Source organism: Vibrio sp. K4 (assembly GCF_051122595.1).
Taxonomy (GTDB): domain Bacteria; phylum Pseudomonadota; class Gammaproteobacteria; order Enterobacterales; family Vibrionaceae; genus Vibrio; species Vibrio owensii.
This window is the reverse complement of sequence record NZ_CP178577.1, coordinates 342185-366078: the sequence shown is the minus strand read 5'-3', so window position 1 is coordinate 366078 and position 23894 is coordinate 342185. Positions and strand designations below refer to the sequence as shown.

Sequence of the window (23894 nt, the reverse complement as noted above, 5' to 3'; positions counted from 1 at the left end):
AACATGATTGATTAGAACAACACCCAAGAGGCAGCTTAAGCTGCCTCTTTTGTTTCTGGTTCTTTTTCATCAAGGTTGTGTTCACGACCAAGCATGAGAAGACAAGGCGTAAGCACCAGCGTCAACACCGTGGCAAAAGCCAGACCTCCAGCAACTGCGGTTGCTAATTGAGACCACCATTGCGTACTCGGCGCACCAAATTCAATCTTCTGATTCACTAAGTCGATGTTCATCTCTAACACCATTGGCAGTAAGCCAAGAATGGTAGTGACCGTGGTTAACAGCACAGGACGAAGACGCTGCACCCCAGTACGTAAAATCGCATCTGATTTCTCTAAACCACGTCTACGCATTTGGTTGTAAGTATCGATCAGTACGATGTTGTTGTTTACAACAATTCCAGCCAGCGCAATCACCCCAATCCCCGACATAATAATACCGAAAGGCTTCTGGAAAATAAGCAAGCCAGCAAACACGCCAACCGTAGAGAACAGAACTGCGCTTAAAATCAAAAATGCTTGGTAGAAGCTGTTGAATTGAGTAATCAGGATCAAAGCCATCACACCGAGTGCAACCATGAAAGCACTTTGTAAAAACGCAGAAGAGTTTTCTTGCTCCTCGTTTTGACCGCGAATTTTAAACTCAATACCAGCAGGCAAGCCCAACTGCTCTACTTCTGCAGTTATCTTTGGTAATTCAAGGGCAAGGTTATAACCTTCAACCATGTCTGCTTTGATGTTCACCACGCGTCGACCATCAACACGTCGAATTGTATCTTGCTTATGGTCCGGCTTAATCTGCGCAAAGTTAGTGATCGGAACTAAGCCAGCCGCCGTTTTTACGCGTAATTGATCAAAGCGCCCGATATCCCGCTTATCTTGCGGATAACGCACTAAGATGTCGACTTCTTCATCGGCATCATCTGGCAAATAATCACCAATCTTCAAACCGTTAGTCACAAACTGGACAGTGTTACCAACCAGAGTCGCATCAGCGGCAAAGCGAGAAGCATCGTCTCTGCGGATATCAATCTGCCAATCAATCCCTTCTTTATTAGTGGTATCACTCAAGTTAGTTAAAGCTGGATTACGATCAGCCCAGTAACGAACCATTTTGGCTGCACTGTCTAACTGGTCAATGCTTGAATTTTGCGCCGACATTTCAATAACGAGATCATGCTCTACTGGCGGACCAGCATCGGGGAATTTGTACTCCAACTCCACGCCTGAGAATTGATTGGTAGTCTGTTTGAGCTCTTCAATGATGTCTTTCACTTTGCGGCGATATTGCCAATCGACAGGCGTAATCTGAATCTGACCAATCTCATCACCATCATTTGAATCCGTTCCGGTACGCGTGTAGACACTTTCAAACTCATCGTGTCCTAGCATGACTTTTTCGATCTCTTTCATCACGACGTCTTTTTCGTTGATCGATAAGTCACCGTAAGAACGCACCTTGACGGTAAAGAATGCAGGGTCAACTTCTGGGAAGAATTCAGCTCCTAAACCCGCTTTGCTATAAGTAAAGCCAACACCACCCGCGAGCAAAATCGCACTGAACAATACTTTTAACGGGTGACGAATCGCAATCGAAAGCGTCTTGTAATAGAGCTTGGTGATGCCAGTGGCTTTATCAAACTCACCGTTATGCAGATCAACCATCTCTTGCTGGCTTTTGGGATTCACAACTTGAGGCTTACCAATAATCCCACCAATCACCGGAACAAACAGCAGCGCCATCATTAATGAAGCGGTCAGTGTTGCGATCAACGTTAACGGCAAGTACTTCATGAATTCGCCAGTAATATCAGGCCAAAACAGTAAAGGGGCAAACGCAGCAAGGGTCGTCGCAGTCGATGCCGTAATAGGCCAAGCCATACGTTTTGCCGCGTCTCGATAGGCTTCTTTACGTGGCGTACCTTCTTGCATCCGTCTATCAGCAAATTCGGTCACTACGATAGCGCCATCCACCAGCATACCTACCGCCATAATCAGAGCGAAGAGCACCACTATGTTGACCGTTAAGCCAAACACAGACAGCACTAACAAACCTGTAAGGAAAGAACCCGGAATCGAGATACCAACCAAGAGAGCGGTTCGCACACCAAGTATCGCGATGATAACAATGACGACAAGAATGATGGCAGAGAGAATGTTGTTTTGCAGATCGTTGAGCATCAGTTTGACGTCATCAGACTGATCCCAAGTGTATTTGACTTGTAGGTTATTCGGCCACTCTGAACGCTTTTGAGCCTCGAGCATCACTTGTTTGACTAACTCAACCGTTTCAATGATGTTTTCACCCGCGCGCTTTTTTACGTTGAGTACAACAGCAGGGTTACCATCTAAGCGAGCAAAACTCTCAGGATCTCGAAATGCCCTACGCACCGTCGCGACATCACCAAAGGTAATCACCTCTTTACCATTCACCTTGATAGGTAGCTCTAGTACGTCTTTAAGAGAGTCAAACACAGAAGGAACTTTAACCGAGAAACGACCATATCCCGTATCAACAAAACCCGCAGCCACAACTCGGTTGTTGAGAGCAATCAAGTTGTAGATGTCAGCTTGATCTAAGCCATAGCTTTCCATCAACAGCGGATCGACCACGATCTCTACGATATCCTCGCGATCACCTGCAATATCGACTTCGAGCACCTGACGATAGCTTTCTAACTTATCACGCAGTGCACGAGCGATTTGTACCGTAGTGCGCTCGGGGACTGTTCCATACAAGACCACTGTCAAAACCGGCTCTTCTGATGCGAACGTCACTTCATTTACGGTTGGCTCATCACTGTCTTCGGGCAATTTAGGTTTGGCAAGATCCACAGCATCGCGCACATCCGCCATGGCTTCGGCCAGATCGACACCTACACTAAACTCAAGCGTGACCGAGGCATGACCTTCTGAAGCTACAGCAGTCATTTCTTTTACGCCTTCAATCGAACGCAACTCCTGCTCTATTGGGCGCACCAATAAGCGTTCTGCATCAGTTGGCGAAATGCCTTGGTGCCCAACGGAAACATAAATAATTGGGATGGTGATGTCAGGGCTCGACTCTTTGGGGATCGTGATGTAGGTGATCACACCAGCAATCAAAATCATCACCAATAAGGTGAGCATGGTACGTGCACGCGATAACGCAGCATCAATCAAAGCAAACATATTGCCTCCTTACTGCTGATTCGCGGCTTCGATGGCATCATCCACCTTGGTCGCCATCACTAAATCACCATCACGCGCAAAACCTTGTCCGAGTACAATGATGTCCACTTGGTCGCCTAATCCAGACAACCAAACGCCATCTTTTTCGGCTTTCACAAGTTGAATAGGAACAAAATGGACATGCTGATCGCGTAGTGTCTTGATGCCAAGGTTGCCTTCTTCATCGAGCGCGAGCATGGCTGCGGTCACTTTTACAGCCAACACTTCGCTCAAAGACAACACGACTTCGGCACTGATCCCCGCCGGCATTGCACTCTCACGGTTATCAATTTCAATCTCAATGGGGAACGTATTGGTTAAAGTAGAAGACACACGTCCGATATAACGAATTGTGCCTTGGTGATGAAGGTTGTTGATAGTGCGAACGTCAGCGGCTTGGCCTTCTTTTAAATACTGAATGTGACGCTCGCTCACATCCGCTTCGATGACTAACTTTTCAAGGTCAATAACGGTGGCAATCGGATCGCCAACACCAACAAAGTCACCAACTTCAACGAATCTATGGTCAAGAATGCCATCGAAAGGCGCTCTTACTTTGGTGTTTTTGAGTGCAGTTTCAACGTTACTTAGATTTGCTCGTGCATCAACCAAGGCAGCTTGCGCTGTGGCAAACGCAACTTCACCCTGTAAGCCTCGATTTTTCAGAGACTCTGCGGCTTTAAACTCTTTTTCTTTAACACGCAGCATCGCTTTGGCGCGTTTAAGCTGAATATCGAGGTCACGCTCATCAATATTGGCAATCACCTGCCCTTGCTTTACTCTTTGCCCTTTTTGCACATTCAAACTGATGATCTTACCTGCGACCTCAGCCCCTAGACGAGCTTGTCGATTTGGCGCAGTACGGCCGTACAGTTCAATGGTTTTGCTGGTTGGTTGGGCGGTAAAAGAGTTGAACATCACCTTAGCAACAGGTGTGTCTTCAGATTGAGAGTTTGAAGGAGAAATCGTTTCGTCTTGTGCTTTAAGTTGACCCATTGCGAGCCAAGCAGCTAAAGCGATCACAAGCGTTAGAGAGACTAGCCATGGACGCTCTACAATACGACGTCCAAAAGAAGATCCAGACATACAAAGTCCTTTTTATTTTTAACTCGCAGCTCTCTTTGGAACTGGGAGTGCGTTTACGTGACTTCCTGCTACGTAAAACTCAGGCAGCCAATTGGCTGCCTGTTGTCGTGTTAATTAAACACTGAATGATGCACCACAACCACAAGTTGTCGTCGCATTTGGGTTATTAACGAAGAAGCGAGCTCCTTCTAAACCTTCTGTGTAATCAACCACGCCACCGATTAGGTATTGCAGGCTCATTGGGTCTACAACCAGTGTTACACCACTGTTTACGATTGTTGTGTCGCCTTCATTTACGTTCTCATCAAATGTGAAGCCGTATTGGAAACCACTACAGCCGCCACCAGTAATGTATACGCGTAATTTCAGCGCTGGGTTTTCTTCTTCCGCAATCAACGTTTGAACGCGAGATGCCGCGGCATCAGAAAAAGATAATGGTACGTTTACTTCGCTCACGAAGACCTCTCTCACTCGTGTAATGCGTCAAGCCTGAAGCAAGACGTCAAATTTGTGCTAATTAGAGCGATTATCCAATACCTGACCAACTCGTTCAAGTATTCACCGCCGATTCTTTATATCCGATGCTGATATGTAAGATTACAACGCCAGACTACACATAAATTACCCAAAACGTTTCTAACTTGAGTTTAGCTAGGTACAATGCGCTCCACTTGGTCCGAGCAATCAAAAGAGGATAACCCCATGACCAAATCATCAGAGCTATATCAAAAGGCTCAGCAAACCATTCCTGGCGGTGTGAACTCACCAGTTCGTGCATTCAACGGCGTTGGCGGTTCTCCGCTATTTATCGAACGAGCAGACGGTGCCCTGATTTTTGATGCCGATGGTAAAGCGTACATTGATTACGTTGGCTCTTGGGGTCCTATGATTCTAGGTCATAACCACGCAGTAATCCGTGAAGCGGTTATCGATGCAGCACAACGCGGTCTAAGTTTCGGTGCACCAACTGAGATGGAAATTGCGATGGCTGAGCTCGTATCTGAGCTAGTGCCATCAATGGAACAAATCCGTATGGTGAGCTCTGGTACAGAAGCGACCATGAGTGCTATCCGTCTTGCTCGTGGCTTCACTGGTCGTGACAAGATCATGAAATTTGAAGGTTGTTACCACGGCCACGCTGACAGTTTGCTAGTAAAAGCAGGCTCTGGCGCACTAACTTTAGGTCAACCAAGCTCTCCTGGCGTTCCTGCAGATTTTGCTAAGCACACGCTAACAGCAACATTCAACGACCTAGATTCAGTACGTGAACTATTCGCAGCAAACAAAGGCGAAATCGCATGTATCATCGTTGAGCCAGTTGCGGGCAACATGAACTGTATCCCACCAGTAGAAGGTTTCCACGAAGGTCTTCGTGAAATCTGTGACCAAGAAGGCGCGCTACTGATTTTTGATGAAGTAATGACAGGCTTCCGCGTAGCACTAGGCGGCGCACAAGCACACTACAACATCAAACCAGATCTAACGACCCTAGGTAAAGTGATCGGTGGCGGCATGCCAGTGGGCGCTTTCGGTGGTCGTAAAGAAGTAATGCAATACGTAGCGCCGACAGGTCCTGTTTACCAAGCTGGTACGCTTTCAGGTAACCCTGTGGCGATGGCTGCGGGCTTTGCATGCTTGAACCTTCTAAAAGAAGAAGGCAACGAGAAACGTCTTGCGGCGAAAACAAAACAGCTTGCTGAAGGCTTCAAAGCACTTGCTGAGAAACACGGTATCCCAATGGTAGTAAACCAAGTGGGCGGCATGTTTGGCTTCTTCTTCACAGACCAAGAAACCGTAACGTGCTACGAAGACGTGACTAAGTGCGACGTTGAGCGCTTCAAACGTTTCTTCCACCTAATGCTAAAACACGGTGTATACCTTGCACCATCAGCATTTGAAGCAAGCTTTACTTCACTTGCTCATGGTTCAAAAGAAATCGACGCAACACTAGAAGCTGCAGATCGCTGTTTCGCGATTCTGGCAGAAGAAGCTAAGTAAGCTTTTTACTCGCACACCAAAAGCAAAAAAGGACCTTCAGGGTCCTTTTTTATTATCTGAACTATGCTTGCCAATTAAAAATTACGAGAATAGCGAGTACGCCAATAACAATACCAAACCACGGTATGCGTTTGTTTTTCTTCTCACTCTGACACTTCTTGTCACCGTTACAACAACCCATTTTTCTATCTCTTGATTGATAACTGCCTGATTTGTGGTCATTATAACAAGGTCCGTTGCACCTTCCCAATTCGGCTATGTCATAAGCTTGAAAGAATCGTCGGTGCAAAGTAATAAAGGTTTGACGCTGTGGTATAAAGCGCTAGCCGTAACATCATCCGTAAGTTGGATTAATCCCATGCCGAACAATGTAAAAATCACGTCGAGTCACCGAGTGTTAGTTGTTGCACTACTCGCCGCTGCTTTTGCCTGCTATTTATTGGTTGAACCCTACGTAAACTCAATCGTAATGGCCTTTATTATCTCACTACTTATGTTCCCAATACACGAGTGGTTTGAGAGCAAAATGCCTAACCATAAAAACTTGGTCTCACTACTCTCTTGTGTAGTTCTAACCTTTATTATTGTGATTCCATTGTTGTTTGTCTTTGCTGCCATCGTTCAGCAAGGTTCCGTCTTTTCTCAAAATACCTATAAATGGGTGACCAATGGTGGTATCCAAGATATCTTCCAACACCCTTGGGTAGTCAAAGGTTTAGCGCTGGTTAATGAGTACTTACCTTTCGATAAAATAGAACCTCAAGCTATCGCAGAGAAGATTGGTCAATTCGCCACATCATTTGGTTCAAACCTTGTTGCTATCAGTGCAAAAATCCTTGGTGATGCGACGAACTTCCTGATGGACTTCTTCCTGATGCTGTTTGTGTTGTTCTTCCTGTTGCGTGATCACGATAAGATCATCTCAGCAATGCGCCACATCTTGCCGCTTTCTCGTAGCCAGGAAGACAAGATTCTGACCGAGATTGAACAAGTATCGAAATCTGCAGTTATGGGGTCATTTTTGACCGCAATAGCTCAAGGTTTTGCGGGCGGTATTGGCATGTGGTTGGCTGGCTTCCCTGGCCTGTTCTGGGGCACCATGATGGGCTTCGCATCTTTCATTCCGGTCGTTGGTACCGCGTTAATTTGGATTCCGGCAGCCGCTTACTTATTCCTAACTGGTGATACCACTTGGGCCATTTTCCTAACGGTGTGGAGCGTTGTCGTGGTTGGCTCTATTGATAACCTGTTGCGTCCGCTGCTAATGCAAGGTAGCGCCGGCATGAACACCCTTATGATCTTCTTCTCATTACTGGGTGGTCTGCATCTGTTTGGTTTGATTGGCCTTATCTACGGTCCATTGATCTTTGCCGTGACCATGGTGCTGTTTAATATCTACGAAGAAGAGTTCAAAGACTTCCTCAACCAACAAGACAACAGCTAGTCATCGCTTAAGCACTTCAAGCTTGGGGCAGATTGTGCGAAAATCTGCCCCTAATTATTTCTAATGAACCTAATTTATGTCTGCTTACATCGCACCTAGCCAAATTGCTCAGCGCCAACTTGAGTATTTCAACGGAAAACACGTTTTAGTCGCAGGAGAAGTTGAAGACTTGTTCCCGCTAGAGTTAGTGGAGCATTGCGAATCTGTAGAAGTGTTTACTTCCAACTACAGTTACTATCGCCAAATTCAAACCTCTGACAAAGTGAAAAGTCATTTTGGATCTGAGTTTGACGTTGAAACACAAGCAGACATGGTCCTTTTGTACTGGCCAAAAGCTAAAGCTGAAGCGGAATATCTGCTAGCGATGTTGATGGCTAAGCTCGGCATCAATACAGAAATCGTTGTGGTTGGTGAAAACCGTTCAGGTGTAAAGAGCATCGAGAAGATGTTCAAAGAGTACGGTCCCGTGAAGAAGTACGACACCGCTCGTCGCTGTTCATTTTACTGGGGAACTTGCCTTAACCAGCCAAAGCCTTTCAATCAGGCCGACTGGTTTAAATCTTACGAAATTACACTCGGTGAACAATCACTTACCGTTAAGAGTCTACCTGGCGTATTCAGCCATGGTGAGTTTGACCTAGGCAGTCGTCTTCTGCTGGAAAACTTACCGAAACTTTCAGGCAAGGTACTCGACTTTGGTTGTGGTGCTGGTGTGCTAGGCGCATTTATGGCTCAAGCAAACCCAGAGATCGCGATTGAGATGTGTGATATCAACGCTTATGCCATTACCTCTAGCCAAGCAACACTCGAGGCGAATGGGTTGTCAGGTCGTGTTTTTGCCTCAGATATCTACTCAGACACGGCTCAAGACTACCGTTTTATTGTCAGTAACCCTCCATTCCATAGTGGCTTAGACACCAACTACAACGCAGCAGAAACTCTTTTAGGTCAAGCACCAAAGTATATGACGGCCAATGGTGAGATGGTCATTGTGGCGAACAGTTTCTTGCAGTATCCGCCAATTATTGAGAAAGCATTCAATAATTGCGAGACGCTAAATAAGACCAATAAATTCTCTATCTACTACGCTAAAAAATCGTAACACTCCCTTGCGCAGGTGAATTCCTGCGCAATCCATTGCTGAATTTTACACAACTCAAAGAAAAACTGCGTCGCTACCCACGCTTTGCAATCAACTTTCTTGTCAAAGAAAAAAAACTCGTTAATTTTGTTAATTCTATCGAATTTAACTTCTTGCCCGTTTTTAACGGGAACCTTGGCAAGCGCCAACCAATCGGTCGCTGCCCTTTAACGAGTTGTAATCTTATCCATGTTTAAATTCTACAAAAAGCAGAAATTTAAGCGCCTGCAAAGCACGCTAATGACCGCATTTTTGGTTCTTAGTATTACGCCCCTGACGATCACTGCGATTTTCTTCCTGCAATCACACAGTAAAGATCTCCAAGAGCAGAGTACATCGCACCTACTCTCTGTTCGTGATACTAAGCAACAGCAGATCATTGACTACTTCGCTGCGCAAGAAACGGAAGTGATGGGCTTCGTACGCTCAGAACTTGCCTATGCCAGTGGCGGACGCTTCTACGGCTTGGTCAACGCATTTAGCCGTTTAGGGCACGATATTGACGAAGCGAGAGAAAACGCACAGCACCGCTACATCAAAGGCAGTGGCGATCAAATCAAAACGTCGATTTTGCCGGAGTCGTCCAACTATGTTGGTAGTGAACGCTACCGCCTACTCCACAAACGCTACCATTGGGCGTACCTAGAACTGCTAAAACGTTCTGATTTCAATGATATTTTGTTGGTCGACATTGACGGTAATGTCACGTACTCCATCAATAAAGATGACAACTACGGCACAAACCTACTAACCGGTCGCTATAAAGAGACGGCGTTAGGTCGTACCTTTAAACGTTTATCAGAAGACGTCAGTGCACGCCGAAAAGTCAATGAAGATTACACCCCAGTGGTCGTGTCTGACTTTGATATCGAAAACGGAAAGCAAGTTGCTTGGTTAGGTGCGCCTATTGTTCAGCAAGGCTACCTCCACAGTTACGCAATGTTCCGTTTGCCAAATAACGGCATTACCAAGCTTATTGCGGAAATTAACCGTGATTCATCCATTGAAACCTTGCTCGTTGGTAGTGACCACAAACCTAGAACGATCAATACCAAACAAGAAGATATCCAAAACAGCTTAGAAATCGTGGATAAAGCGTTGGCTGGTGACACTGAAGTAGGTACTTACAGTAACCGCTTAGGTGAAGAGATGATTGCGGCGTTTTCGCCAATTGAAACTCGTGGCCTAACTTGGGCGCTAGTCGTGCAACTTCCGGAAAAAGAAGCCTTTGCTCGTGTCCACCAACTTGAAAAACTGTTTGTGATTGCGATGTTAATTGCCATCGTATTGGTAGTTATCGCCTCACATTACTTATCGAACTTCATCACTTCACCACTGCTAAAACTGACTTGGGCAGCAGAGAAAGTGTCTGCAGGCGATTTGGATGAAACGACCTTTAACACCGAGCGAAAAGACGAGATTGGGCGTCTTGCGATCAGCTTTGAGCGTATGCAACGCTCTATTCGTGAAAAGATTCAAACCATCAAGCAGCAAAATGAAGAGTTAGAAAGCAACATCAAGCTGATCCAAAAGCAAAACGAAGAATTACAGCTGGCTGATAAGCTGAAAGATGAGTTCCTCGCGACAACCTCCCATGAACTTCGCACGCCATTACACGGCATGGTTGGTATTGCAGAAACCTTGGTATCTGGCGCAAATGGGGCTATTCCGGCTAGCCAGAAATATCAATTGGACATCATCATCAAGAGTGGTCAACGCTTAGCGAACCTCGTTGATGACTTATTGGATTACCACAAGATGCGCTATGGCAGCATGGATATCCAAAAGTCAGCAGTGAGTTTAGCCAGTGCCACACGCTTAGTATTAGAGCTTTCCGGTCACCTATTGGGTAACAAGACTATCCGCATCATTAACCAAGTGCCTGCGGATTTGAAAGCTGTCTCAGCGGATCCTCAGCGCTTAGAACAAGTGCTGTACAATTTGATCGGTAATGCCATCAAGTACACCTCTGAAGGTAAGATCGTCATTTCAGCAATGGTTGTTGACGATCAAGTTCGAGTGCAAGTCGTGGATACAGGTCAAGGCATCCCTGCAGAGCATCTAGAACATATCTTCGAACCTCTGATTCAAGCAGGCCAAGACGCAAGCCGCTACCGTCAAGGTGCAGGACTGGGTCTATCAATCAGCCGTCAACTTATTGAGTTGATGGGCGGGTCATTGTATGTGAGCAGCCAACCTATGGTAGGCACCACATTCAGCTTTACCCTGCCGCTGGCAAGTGAAGAAGAGATCCAAGCTACACAGAGCCTTGCCGCTCGTGGGCACTTCCAAATCCCTGAGGCAAATTTTGAGAACAACGATGACTTGTCTCTGCCAGAGAACCCAGACGGTCCATTGCTTTACGTTGCCGATGATGAACCAGTTAACTTGCGTGTTCTAGAAAGCTTCCTAAGGTTGGAAGGCTATCGCGTTCGTACAATTTCTGATGGTCCAGAAACGCTGGCGCTGATTGAACAAGAAAAGCCAGAATTGCTTTTATTGGACATCATGATGCCGGGGATGAGTGGATACCAAGTCTGTAGCGAGCTTCGTAAAACTTACGATCATGCAGAGCTGCCAATCATCATGTTAACCGCATTAAGCCAAACAGAGGACCGAGTGAGAGGCTTTGAAGCGGGCGCGAATGATTACCTGACAAAACCATTCAACAAACAAGAGCTAGCGGCACGTATTCAGGCGCACCTAACGGCAAGTAAAGCGGAAATGCGACACATCGAAAACAAGTTATTAGAGTCGGAACTGCGCCAACGTGCAGAAGTCGAAGCGAGCTTGTTGGAGACCCAAGGCCGATTACTAGAGCAACTAGAATCTGCACCAGAAGCCATTATTTGTCTTCGTGAAGATCAACGCATTCGCTTTGCTAATGAAGCGGCCTGTAAGCTGTTTAAACGCAGCTTAGAACAGTTGAAGCGCTCTTCAGCAGACGAATTGATCGCACCTAAGTTCTTGACGGTTAAGCAGCCTCACTACTGTGGCAAGATTGATATCTACATTGAAGATATTCGCCAAAACATCGAAGCCGACATTCTAAAACTTCCAGAAGGCTCTGGTTTGGATGTAATGTACATCTTTAATGTCGGCGGCGGTGCTAACGCTGCTCGTATCCACAACCTAGAGACGGCTGTTGAAGTGCTTTCATGCTACGCATTCGATGGCGACAAAGACCAACTTCAGAAGCTAAAAGAGCTTGGCGGAGAGTTTACACGCTTGGCAGATAAAGCTTTGGGTAACAAGAAAGACAAACAAGAGCTTCTTCGTGAGGTTCTTGTCGATACCATGACCCATGCATTGGAATACTGGGAGTCTGTTACCGGAGAAACCAAGTTTGCGTTTGCTGAGCAAAGTGGCTTGTGGCGTGTTTACCTAGACCGCAGTACCTTGCAGACCCGTACCCTAGATAAATACATGCGTATCGAGACATTACCTAAAACACCACGTTGGAGAACGGTATTAAGCTCGATTGAGTTTATCTTGGAGCACTGTAAAGAACAGAGCCCAGAACGTGCATACATTGAAGCTCAGCGCGACAAAATGCAGAGGCTTTTAACAAGCTAGCTACACAACACACAAATGACAGCCCCGCATTTAGCGGGGCTTTTTTATATTCGACCAAAACTCACGCTTACCGACTTAGATAGCAAGACGCCCACTCAAGCTCTAATCTATATCTACTCAGTCACTCACATATCCCACTTAGCTCATCTTTTATCAGTTCATGTAGAGTTGGAAGCAAGCTATCAAAAAAGCCATTCTAGACACCCTCTACGTACGAATTTGAGCGGCTACTTTCTGGATAATTACAAACGGAATTTATTACCCTAAAGTCCTCTAAAAACACTTCCTTTCCCTCATAAAAAAAGCATAATCAGCAGCCAAATTTTGCTGTTAAAAACCTCTATTTTTTACTCAGCAAGGGAAATTAGGCCAACATTTGATGGAGATTGCGAAGTCAATCACAACAGAACGGCAGATTAAATTTCACCTAGTTAATTAACAAAAAAATCGTGTGTGAGCCAGATCGCCAAAGCATTACAAGCCCACAAAACCATTAAGTTAAAAGAGATTAAGAGTAAGTATACACTAACACACAAAGTTAAAGTGGATATAAACTGCGACGCATATCAACGTTTACTTTTTAGCCTCACCAGGCTTAAAAACGAACAAAATGACGTTTATGACGGAGTTGGTGCAGTTTTTAACGTTTTTAACGGGAATCGAGTTTGATTATTTTGTGGATAAGGTGTTTTCTTACTCCTGCCTAAGGCCTACAGGCCACTCTTAGAGCGAAACAAATTTAATGTGGAGCGAAGAGGTGGGCCTTGGAGAGTGTTTATCAATTGATGACATTCAATTCCATTAGTGAAATGAAAGCAAATAGTAAGGAACAGCTATGCTTGCCAATATTAAAAAAACAGCACTAGCAACAGCAATTATTGCAACGGCTACTACAGGTTTTGCATCAGTAGCTACAGCCGCTGAGCGCAGTGAACTGACTATCCACCCTAAAGAGTTTACAACTTTTGTTCGTAACTTTAACCCTTTCTTGGGTGCAACAAACCTGCACACAACTACTGACTTTATCTACGAGCCACTAGTTGTTTTCAACGAAATGCACGGTAACACACCGGTATTCCGTCTAGCAGAAAACTTCCAAATGTCTGACGACCTAATGAGCGTAACTTTCGATATTCGTAAAGGCGTAAAATGGTCTGACGGCGAAGCGTTTACCGCTGATGACGTTGTTTACTCTTTCAACCTAGTTAAAGAGAAGCCAGAGCTAGACCAATCTGGTATCAACTCTTGGGTAACTGGCGTAGAGAAAGTTAACGATTACCAAGTTAAGTTCCGTCTAAGCGAAGCAAACTCAAACGTTCCTTACGAAATTGCTAAAGTACCAGTTGTACCTAAGCACGTATGGAGCAAAGTGAAAGATCCATCAACATTCACTAACGAAAATCCAGTAGGTTCTGGCCCATTCACAGTAATCGACACTTTCACTCCTCAACTGTACATCCAGTGTGAAAACCCGAACTACTGGGATGCAGCTAACCTAGACGTTGACTGTCTGCGTGTTCCTCAAATAGCGAACAACGACCAGTTCCTAGGTAAGATTGTTAACGGCGAAATGGACTGGACTTCTTCATTCGTTCCAGACATCGACCGCACTTACGCAGCAGCAAGCCCTAAACACCACTACTGGTACCCGCCAGCAGGTACTCAAGCGTTCGTAGTAAACTTCAAGAACCCAGATGCAGCGAAGAACGAAGCACTAACTAACGTTGACTTCCGTCGCGCATTCTCTATGGCTCTTGACCGTCAAACTATCATTGATATCGCATTCTACGGCGGCGGTACTGTGAACGACTTCGCATCTGGTCTTGGCTACGCATTCGAAGCTTGGTCTGACGAGAAGACTCACGACAAGTTCAAGGGTTACAACTCTTACAACGCTGAAGGCGCTAAGAAACTTCTAGCGAAAGCTGGCTTTAAAGATGTAAACAAAGACGGTTTCGTTGATACGCCATCAGGTAAGTCTTTTGAGCTTCTAATCCAATCTCCAAACGGTTGGACTGACTTCAACAACACTGTACAACTTGCTGTTGAGCAACTTGCTGAAGTAGGCATCAAAGCACGTGCTCGTACACCAGATTTCTCTGTGTACAACCAAGCAATGCTTGAAGGTACTTACGACGTCGCGTACACCAACTACTTCCACGGCGCAGACCCATACACTTACTGGAACAGTGCTTACAACTCAGCGCTACAATCTGGTGACGGTATGCCTCGCTTCGCGATGCACTTCTACAAGAACGAGAAACTAGATGGTCTTCTAAACAGCTTCTACAAAACAGCTGACAAGCAAGAGCAGCTAGAAATCGCTCACGGTATTCAGCAAATCATCGCTCAAGACCAAGTGACTATCCCTGTGATGTCTGGTGCTTACATGTACCAATACAACACAACTCGCTTCACTGGTTGGTGGAACGAAGAAAATCCTAAGGGCCGTCCAAACATTTGGGCTGGTATCCCAGAGCGTCTACTTCACGTACTGGACCTAAAACCAGTTAAATAAGTAGAAGTTCATGTCTAGCGGCGCACATCCCGTGTGCCGCCTATAAAAATCCCCTTGTTACTAAACCAACATATGGCGCTCGTCGTCAGGGGATTTTTCGCTCTAAATTTTGCTAGGAGCGACCTGAAACCAGAAACAGGGAAAAAATCTGGGTGAGTAAGGTGTGAGTTATGGGTTATTTTTTAAGACGTTTGTCGTTCTATCTTGTCGCGCTCTTGGTTGCAGCGACGTTAAACTTCATTATTCCGCGAGCAATGCCTGGTGACCCAGTTACCATGATGTTTGCTAACGCATCAGTACAGGTAACACCAGAGCGAATCGCAGCAATGAAAGAGCTGCTGGGTTTCGTAGATGGTCCAATCTACATTCAGTACCTGTCGTACATCAAAAACATTCTAAGCTGGGAGCTAGGTACTTCTATCCAGTTCTACCCGCTTTCAGTTAACTCTCTTCTAGGTGGCGCATTCGGTTGGTCATTGTTCCTAGCAGGTACTGCAGTTGTACTATCGTTCTCGATTGCTTCTGTACTAGGTATCTTCGCAGCTTGGAAACGTGGTAGCCGATACGATGCATTCGTAACACCGGGCACACTGATCATTCAAGCGATTCCACAAATGGTTATCGCGATGCTAGCGCTGTTCATCTTTGCCATCGGTCTTAAGTGGTTCCCATCAGGCTACGCCTACACCCCGGGTACTGTGCCAGATTGGACAAGCTGGGAGTTTCTAAAAGACGTGGGTTACCACGCTATTCTTCCATTGTTCTGTGCGACGATTGTTCAGATTGGTGGCTTCCTAGTAAACATGCGTAACAACATGATCAACCTTCTTGCTGAAGATTACATCACAATGGCAAAAGGTAAGGGTCTGAGCGAAAACCGAGTAGTATTCAACTACGCAGCTCGTAACGCACTTTTACCAAGTGTAACCGCACTTTCAATGTCTCTAGGTATGGCAATCGGTGGTCAGCTAATCATCGAGATGATCTTCAACTACCCAGGTCTAGGTACGGTTCTTCTAAACGCAATTCACGCACGTGACTACCAAGTACTTCAAGGTCAGCTAATCATCATGACGATGTTCATGCTGTGCTTCAACCTAATGGCTGACATGCTGTACATGATTCTAGACCCTCGCCTACGTAAGGGAGGCAAATAATCATGAAAGAACTATTAAAACTGATTTTAGGTAACGCGTTCGCACGTGTTGGTTTGGCAATTATCTCGGTATTCATCTTTGTAGCAGTAGCTGCACCTTTGATTACTCAACATGCGCCAGATAAGCGCACTGGTAACCCACATGAATACCCTGGCTTTGTTGTAAAACAAGCACAAAGTAACCCTGATGGCTGGGTTGCAAAAAACCTAGCAGATGATCGTCGCACGCTGCTGATGTCGAAAAAAGCAGACCACGTTCTAGGTACATCTCGTATGGGGCGTGATATCTGGTCTCAAGTTGCTTACGGCGCTCGAGTATCTCTAGGTGTGGGTTTTGGTGCGGGTGTTATCGTGTGTTTCTTAGCAACGGTTATTGGTATCTCAGCAGGTTACTTCGGCGGCCGTGTCGATGACGTACTGAGTGCTGCAATGAACATCATGCTGGTTATTCCACAGTTACCACTCCTGTTCGTACTCGCTGCATTTATCGGGGAGGCAGGGCCGCTCACCATTGCCTTGATTATCGCCGGTACTTCCTGGGCTTGGGGTGCACGTGTTGTGCGAGCTCAAACCATGGCACTACGAGAAAAAGAATTCGTTAAAGCTGCAGAAGTACTGGGTGAATCACCAATTCGCATCATCTTCGTTGAGATTTTGCCAAACCTAATCCCAATCGTTGGTGCAAGCTTCATCGGTTCAGTAATGCTAGCAATCAACACGGAAGCGGTAATTTCATTCCTAGGCCTAGGCGATGCAAACACCATCAGTTGGGGCATCATGCTGTACAACGTACAGACTTCATCAGCGATGCTTATCGGCGCGTGGTGGGAAGTTCTAGCACCTTGTATTGCACTAACTCTATTGGTTACTGGCCTTGCTCTACTGAACTTCGCAGTCGATGAAATTGCTAACCCGCAGCTTCGTTCACACAAAGGCATGAAGCGCTGGAAGAAAATGGCAGCACAAGACAAGAAAGAACGTGAGCCAGAATTGGCACCACAAAATGCACTATGGAGCGGAGATAAATAATCATGACTGCACCACTAATTTCTATCCGTAACCTATGCGTAGACTACATTACAGATGCGGGCGATGTCCGCGCCTGTAACAACGTCAGCTTCGACATTGCACCAGGCGAAGTATTTGGCCTAGCAGGTGAATCTGGCTGTGGTAAATCAACCGTTGCATTCTCGCTAATGCGCCTTCATAAGCCGCCAGCGTTTATCACTGGTGGTGAGGTTATCTTCAATGGCGAAGATATCCTTCAATACAGCGATGAGCGTATGCAGTCGTTCCGCTGGAGCGAAATGTCGATGGTATTCCAAAGTGCGATGAACGCTTTGAACCCAGTACTAACGATGGAAGAGCAGTTCTGTGACGTAATCATGCGTCACACCAACATGACTCGCGCTCAAGCGAAAGTTCGTGCAGAAGGCCTATTGGAAATCGTTGATATCCACCCTAGTCGACTAAGCGATTACCCACACCAATTCTCTGGTGGTATGCGTCAGCGTCTGGTTATTGCTATCGCTTTGGCTCTGAACCCAAAAATGATCATCATGGATGAACCTACAACGGCACTAGACGTGGTAGTTCAACGTGAGATTCTGCAAAAAATCTATGCACTTAAAGAAGAATTTGGCTTCTCGATTCTGTTCATCACTCATGACTTGTCATTGATGGTCGAGTTCTCTGACCGCATCGGCATCATGTACTCAGGTGAACTGATTGAAGTCGCTCCTTCTAAACAAATTCTGGAAAGTCCTTACCACCCTTACACAAAAGGTTTGGGTAGCTCTTTCCCTCCACTAACTGGTCCTAAGACCAAATTGACTGGTATTCCAGGCAACCCTTTGAACCTATTAGAAGTTCCTCAAGGTTGTCGATTCCAAGCTCGTTGTGACCGTGTCCATGAAGCTTGTACGCGAGTACCAACTCAGCTGCGTCAAATTGAACCTGGTCGTCTCTCAAACTGCCACTTGTATGGCGACACGATTGCTCAAGCTAAGGTTTAACAACAAAAAATAACGCTAGCTAAGAAGAAAATTACACTGGAGAGAATTATGAGCAAACAATTCGGCGAATTGCTGGTTGAAGGTAAAAATGTCGTTAAGGACTTCCCTTTAAACAGTAACTCAATCAAACAATCTAAGATGCGTGCAATCAACGACGTATCTTTCAAAATGTACAAAAGCCGCGGTTTATCCGTAGTAGGTGAGTCTGGCTCAGGTAAATCTACTACCGCAAAAATGATTGCGAAAATGTACGCACCAACGGATGGCATCATCGAGTACAAAGGTCGTGATATTCAAGACATCACTTCTCGTCACGATTTGATGACTTACCGTGAAGGCGTGCAAATGGTATGGCAAGACCCGTTTGGCTCGCTAAACCCAACACACAACATCTTCCACCATATTGCTCGTCCTCTTCTGATCCACAAGAAGGTTTCTCCGGGCAACAAGAAGGAACTGGAAGAGCGCGTGTATGACCTACTAGAACAAGTTGGCCTGATTCCACCAAAAGAGACGGCGCAGAAGTTCCCGCACCAACTTTCTGGTGGTCAACGTCAGCGCGTGAACTTGGCTCGTAACATTGCGGTTGGTGCAGAAGTGGTACTGGCTGACGAACCAACATCCATGCTTGACGTATCGATCCGTGCTGGTGTTCTTAACCTGATGGAAGAGATGAAGTTTGAGAAGCAAATGTCTCTTCTTTACATCACTCACGACATCGCGACAGCGCGTTATATTGCTGAAGATCTTGCGGTTATGTACGTGGGCCACATGGTTGAGTGGGGTGACACAGAGGAAATCATTCACGATCCTCAACACCCATATACGCAACTACTGGTTTCAGCCGTGCCAGATCCATCAAAGTCAATTCACGAGAAGTTGAAAGGCAACAAAGGTGAGATCCCACTTTGGACGCCTGAATCAGTCGGTTGTCCATTCGCAGGACGCTGTGTTCATGCCACAGAAAAATGTCGCGAGCGACTGCCTGGTGTGACGCAACTGTCTGATAACCACTTTGTTCGTTGTTACTTATTCGAAGATTAATCATAACGAGGGTCAGGTATCAACCTGACCCCTTTTTCCCTTTATATTTTATTGTTTCCCGGAGAGATTGAATGCTGCTACTGACTAACCACATTGGTTACGAGCGTCTGGGCCCTAAGAAAGCGATCATCCAGACGAGCCGACCACGCCTGTCTTCTTATACGGCTTTGTTGGTTTGTGCCGATAGCCATCAAACCGTTGCAACCTTGACGGTAGAAAAGCAAGGCAAAGTAGCGAACTGGCATCAAGGTCATTTCTACCTTATCGACTTTTCTTCATTTAACACTCCAGGTAACTATTACCTTCGTTTCGACCATTTGCGTTCATCTCACTTTGAGATCGGCGAACATATTCTTTTCGATCGCACGCTTTCAGATGTGATCCATTATTTTAAATCTCAGCGCTGCGGAGGCATTTTCGATCAGCAAGATCGTCAGGCTCCACTGCTAAATTCCGACGAAACCGCAGATGTTCATGGCGGTTGGTATGACGCTTCAGGCGATGTCAGCAAATATTTGAGCCATTTGTCATACGCAAACTACCTAAACCCACAGCAGACCCCTATGGTGGTGTGGAACATGTTGAAAGGTTTGTCCCTGCTAGACGGCAACGACAAACTGGCTAAATTCACTGCTACTCGCCTTATTGAAGAAGCCCTGTTCGGTGCAGACTTCCTTGTTCGTATGCAAAACGAAAAAGGTTTCTTCTACATGACCGTGTTCGACAAGTGGAGTAAAGACACAGCTCAACGTGAAATCTGTGCCTACGAAACACAACTTGGTCATAAGTTTGATGACTACCAAGCTGGTTACCGACAAGGAGCTGGCGTTAGCATTGCGGCATTAGCTTCAGCAGCACGTTTAGAGGTTCATGGTGAATTCGACCAACAAAAATACCGTAATGCAGCAGAAAATGGCTACTGGCACTTAAAAGAGCACAACACCCAATACCTAAACGATGGTGAAGAGAACATCATCGATGAATACTGCGCATTACTTGCAGCGGTTGAGCTATTTAAGACCACTAAAGAAACACGCTACCTAGAAGAAAGCCGCGTGTGGGCAAACCGCCTTTCTGCTCGTCAAATGAATGATGAGCACATTCAACATTTCTGGGCAGCCAGTCAAGATGGCAGCCGCCCTTATTTCCATGCGGCAGAAGCAGGACTTCCTGTTATCGCGCTGTGCGAATACTTGGCGATTGAAGACGACTCTGAGCGCGCTTCAGTAGCAAAACAAATCATCACTCAAGCCTGTGAGTTTGAAGTCTCTATCACCAATAGAGTGAAGAACCCATTTGGTTACCCACGCCAATACGTAAAAGGTGTGGACGAAGCGAAACGCGATGCATTCTTTGTGGCACACAACAATGAATCGGGTTACTGGTGGCAAGGTGAGAATGCTCGCTTAGGTTCACTGGCAACCATGGCATATTTGGCGCAACCATTTATTGAGTCAGAAATTCTAAAGCAGCAGCTTTCTAAACTCGCACAAGATTCTATCAACTGGATTGTGGGTCTGAACCCGTACGACATGTGCATGTTGGACGGTCATGGTCGTAACAATCCGGACTACCTTCCTCAATATGGTTTCTTCAATGCAAAAGGTGGCGTGTGTAACGGCATCACCGGCGGTTTCGAAGATGAGGAAGACATTGCATTTAATCCACCAGCACAGAAAGACGACATGCTTCAAAACTGGCGCTGGGGAGAACAATGGATCCCGCATGGTGCGTGGTACCTACTCGCAGTAATGAGTCAGGCTCAGCACATCTCGACTTTAGCGAACTCTCAAGCCTTCAAGGAGCAATAAACATGGGGATGTATTTTGTAGGTATTGATGGCGGTGGCACTTCCTGTCGCGCCCGTATCAAAGACGCGCAAGGCAACTTCGTTGGAGAAGCTAAAAGCGGCAGCGCTAACATTATGTTAGGTGCAGAAGTCGCGATGGCGTCGATTCTTGAATCCATCGCTTCAGCGGCACAACAAGGCGGTCTCTCTCAACAAGACTTTGCTTCTATGCACGTTGGCTTAGCACTTGCGGGCGCTGAACATAAAACCTCTTGGCAAGCGTTCATGGCTTTAGAGCACCCATTTGCCAGTATGACACTCAATACCGATGCTTACGGAGCATGTATTGGTGCGCATAACGGTGAAGATGGCGCAATCATGATTGCAGGAACCGGTTCATGCGGCATTTTCCTTAAAGGTCTCGAGCAACATGTCGTTGGTGGTCGCGAGTTCCCAATCTCCGATCAAGGTGGCGGCGCAGTCATGGGGTTGCGCCTGATCCAACAGGTATTGCTAGCAGAAGATGGCATCCGTGAAAAAACACCTCTAGCCGCGCACGTTATGAATCATTTTGAAAATGACATCGACAACGTAGTGGCGTGGTCTAAACAAGCTTTGCCTCGCGATTACGGTCAATTTTCTCCTGCTATTTTCCAACATGCGGAACAAGGCGATTCACTGGCGATTGAAATGCTTAAGCAAACCGCAGCTGATATAGAAATGTTCTTAGTCGCGCTGAATAAGCGTGGGGCTACTCGTATCTGCCTAATGGGCAGTATCGCAGAGCGAATTTTGAACTGGTTGTCTCCACCAGTTCAACAGTGGGTGGTTGAACCTCAGTTTGATGCGATTGAAGGAGCCATTATGTTTGCTAGCAAACCAGAGCATAACCTTTACGCCGTGAGTGTTGAGTAGGAGTGAACATGGAATATCGTGTTGATCTAGTAGTCCTTTCTGAGCAAAAACAAAACTGCCGCTTTGGACTCACCTTTCATAACTTGAGCGACCAAGACCTAAACAGCTGGAGCTTAACTTTCGCTTTCGATCGTTACATTCTTCCAGACAGCGTTTCAAATGGTCAACTGACTCAAATTGGTAGCTTTTGCACACTAAAACCGGAAGGTATGGTGCTGGCTGCCAACCATCACTATTACTGTGAATTCAGTATTGGTTCAAACCCATTCCGTTATTACTCGGATGGCTTTAACGAAGCGATGATCGACTTTATCGTTGATGGAAACCCACAGCGCGCACAAGTGGATGTGACTCCTATCGTTTTAGCGTCACCTTACCGTGAACGCAGTGAGATTCCTGCAAGCTTAACCCATGCACAACCGTTGCTGCCAAAGCCTAATCATATTGAGGTCAGCGACCACTCGTTCACGTTTGACGAGCAAGCTGGCGTGGCAATTTATACTGACTTAGCCAACTCAGCAAAAACGTGGTTACTGGAAGAACTCCAGCGTATTCATCAGTTTGAGCTTTCTTCATCCAACAGCGGAAAAATCCTGTTCAAAAGTAACCCAACGCTAGATGAAGGCGCTTACAAGTTAAAAGTATCAGAAGAGTCGATCAAGATTGAGGCAGGGTCTTCGTCTGGCTTTACCCATGCTTGTGCAACCTTATTGCAACTACTAAAACGAGACGAGAATACCAACACCATGGAAGTGGTGTGCTGCTCTATCAAAGACAGCCCTCGTTTTAGATACCGCGGCATGATGCTGGATTGCGCTCGCCATTTCCACTCGGTAGAGCAAGTAAAACGCCTGATCAATTTATTGGCACACTACAAGTTCAACACGTTCCATTGGCACCTCACTGACGATGAAGGCTGGCGTGTCGAGATCAAATCTCTGCCTCAGCTTACCGATATTGGTGCGTGGCGCGGTATTGATGAAACCATCGAGCCGCAATACACCCATTTGTCTCAACGCTACGGCGGTTTCTACTCGCAAGAAGAAATCAAAGACGTTATCGAATTTGCAGCACAACGTGGCATCACCATCATTCCTGAAATTGATGTACCTGGTCATTGTCGTGCCGCGATTAAGGCTCTGCCACACCTATTAGTTGAAGCAGAGGATACGACGGAATATCGCAGCATTCAGCACTACAACGACAACGTCATCAACCCTGCTCTGCCGGGTAGTTACGAGTTTATCGACAAAGTGCTTGAGGAAATCGCAGGGCTCTTCCCTGCCCCTTATGTCCACATTGGTGCTGACGAAGTGCCTAACGGCGTCTGGTCGAAAAGTCCTGCTTGCCAAGCGTTTATGGAGAAGTTGGGTTACACCGATTACAAGGAACTACAAGGCCATTTCCTTCGCCATGCAGAAGACAAACTGCGCAAACTGGGTAAACGAATGCTGGGCTGGGAAGAAGCTCAACACGGCAACAAGGTCAGTAAAGATACGGTGATCTACTCATGGCTAAGCGAAGAAGCGGCATTGAACTGTGCTCGCCAAGGCTTTGATGTGGTGCTGCAACCAGCACAAACCACTTACCTAGATATGACCCAAGACTACGCACCTGAAGAACCGGGCGTGGACTGGGCAAATCCACTGCCATTAGAGAAGGCTTACAACTACGAGCCGTTAGCAGAAGTCCCTGCTGACGACCCAATCAGAAAACGCATTTGGGGCATTCAAACCGCTCTATGGTGCGAAATCATCAACAACCCATCGCGCATGGACTACATGATTTTCCCTCGCCTGACTGCCATGGCAGAAGCATGTTGGACTGAAAAACAACACCGCGATTGGACCGACTATTTATCACGTTTGAAAGGTCACCTTCCTCTGCTCGACTTGCAGGGAGTGAATTACCGTAAACCGTGGAAGTAATACCAAGCTAGATGCCAACGCATCACGCTTAAAGAGTTTTTAAATTTTTGGCTGCAGGCGCAGCTTAGTAAAAAG

Annotated in this window: 15 protein-coding genes; 12 read left to right on the top strand and 3 right to left on the bottom strand. The window is 46.2% G+C overall.

Features of this window, described 5'->3' with window-relative positions; all coding sequences use genetic code 11:
• Positions 1-35: 35 nt before the first annotated feature.
• From ACLIIY_RS01760 to erpA, 3 genes are all read right to left on the bottom strand, one after another.
• Positions 36-3170: an efflux RND transporter permease subunit gene (locus ACLIIY_RS01760; RefSeq protein ID WP_434528035.1), complete on the bottom strand. Its 3135-nt coding sequence runs from the start codon at positions 3168-3170 to the stop codon at positions 36-38.
• Positions 3171-3179: 9 nt separating this feature from the next.
• Positions 3180-4295, bottom strand: a complete 1116-nt coding sequence (locus ACLIIY_RS01755; RefSeq protein WP_434528034.1) for an efflux RND transporter periplasmic adaptor subunit — start codon at positions 4293-4295, stop codon at positions 3180-3182.
• 114 nt (positions 4296-4409) lie between these two features.
• Positions 4410-4751: an iron-sulfur cluster insertion protein ErpA gene (gene erpA, locus ACLIIY_RS01750; protein WP_005439421.1), complete on the bottom strand. Its 342-nt coding sequence runs from the start codon at positions 4749-4751 to the stop codon at positions 4410-4412.
• A gap of 246 nt (positions 4752-4997) precedes the next feature.
• Here erpA and hemL point away from each other — a divergent pair, with 246 nt between their 5' ends.
• The 12 genes from hemL to ACLIIY_RS01690 all read left to right on the top strand — a co-directional run bounded on the left by hemL (position 4998) and on the right by ACLIIY_RS01690 (position 23819).
• Positions 4998-6293, top strand: coding sequence for a glutamate-1-semialdehyde 2,1-aminomutase (gene hemL / locus ACLIIY_RS01745; RefSeq protein ID WP_009707535.1), 1296 nt, complete (start codon positions 4998-5000; stop codon positions 6291-6293).
• Positions 6294-6651: 358 nt separating this feature from the next.
• Positions 6652-7737 carry an AI-2E family transporter gene (locus tag ACLIIY_RS01740; RefSeq protein WP_009707537.1) on the top strand — a complete coding sequence of 362 codons (1086 nt, stop codon included), beginning with the start codon at positions 6652-6654 and terminating at the stop codon, positions 7735-7737.
• Between the two features lie 76 nt (positions 7738-7813).
• Positions 7814-8839: a 16S rRNA (guanine(1207)-N(2))-methyltransferase RsmC gene (rsmC, locus tag ACLIIY_RS01735; RefSeq protein WP_434528033.1), complete on the top strand. Its 1026-nt coding sequence runs from the start codon at positions 7814-7816 to the stop codon at positions 8837-8839.
• 228 nt (positions 8840-9067) lie between these two features.
• Positions 9068-12454 (top strand): response regulator, encoded by a 3387-nt coding sequence (locus ACLIIY_RS01730; RefSeq protein WP_434528032.1) that lies wholly within the window; start codon positions 9068-9070, stop codon positions 12452-12454.
• An 835-nt stretch (positions 12455-13289) separates the two neighbouring features.
• Positions 13290-14972: an ABC transporter substrate-binding protein gene (locus ACLIIY_RS01725; RefSeq protein WP_009707539.1), complete on the top strand. Its 1683-nt coding sequence runs from the start codon at positions 13290-13292 to the stop codon at positions 14970-14972.
• A gap of 170 nt (positions 14973-15142) precedes the next feature.
• A complete protein-coding gene (locus ACLIIY_RS01720) occupies positions 15143-16129 on the top strand; it encodes an ABC transporter permease (RefSeq protein WP_005425282.1) in 987 nt (328 codons plus the stop codon).
• Between the two features lie 2 nt (positions 16130-16131).
• Entirely contained in the window at positions 16132-17157 is a 1026-nt protein-coding gene (locus tag ACLIIY_RS01715; RefSeq protein ID WP_409378867.1) for an ABC transporter permease, read from the top strand.
• Positions 17158-17159: 2 nt separating this feature from the next.
• Positions 17160-18143 (top strand): ABC transporter ATP-binding protein, encoded by a 984-nt coding sequence (locus ACLIIY_RS01710; protein ID WP_005439411.1) that lies wholly within the window; start codon positions 17160-17162, stop codon positions 18141-18143.
• A gap of 48 nt (positions 18144-18191) precedes the next feature.
• On the top strand, positions 18192-19187 hold the full coding sequence (locus ACLIIY_RS01705) for an ABC transporter ATP-binding protein (RefSeq protein ID WP_005439409.1): 996 nt from the start codon (positions 18192-18194) through the stop codon (positions 19185-19187).
• 71 nt (positions 19188-19258) lie between these two features.
• Positions 19259-20998, top strand: a complete 1740-nt coding sequence (locus tag ACLIIY_RS01700; protein WP_434528031.1) for a glycoside hydrolase family 9 protein — start codon at positions 19259-19261, stop codon at positions 20996-20998.
• A gap of 2 nt (positions 20999-21000) precedes the next feature.
• The gene (locus ACLIIY_RS01695) at positions 21001-21891 is read left to right on the top strand and encodes a BadF/BadG/BcrA/BcrD ATPase family protein (RefSeq protein WP_434528030.1); all 891 of its coding nucleotides are present in this window, start codon (positions 21001-21003) and stop codon (positions 21889-21891) included.
• An 8-nt stretch (positions 21892-21899) separates the two neighbouring features.
• On the top strand, positions 21900-23819 hold the full coding sequence (locus ACLIIY_RS01690) for a beta-N-acetylhexosaminidase (RefSeq protein ID WP_434528029.1): 1920 nt from the start codon (positions 21900-21902) through the stop codon (positions 23817-23819).
• The last annotated feature ends 75 nt before the right edge of the window (positions 23820-23894 follow it).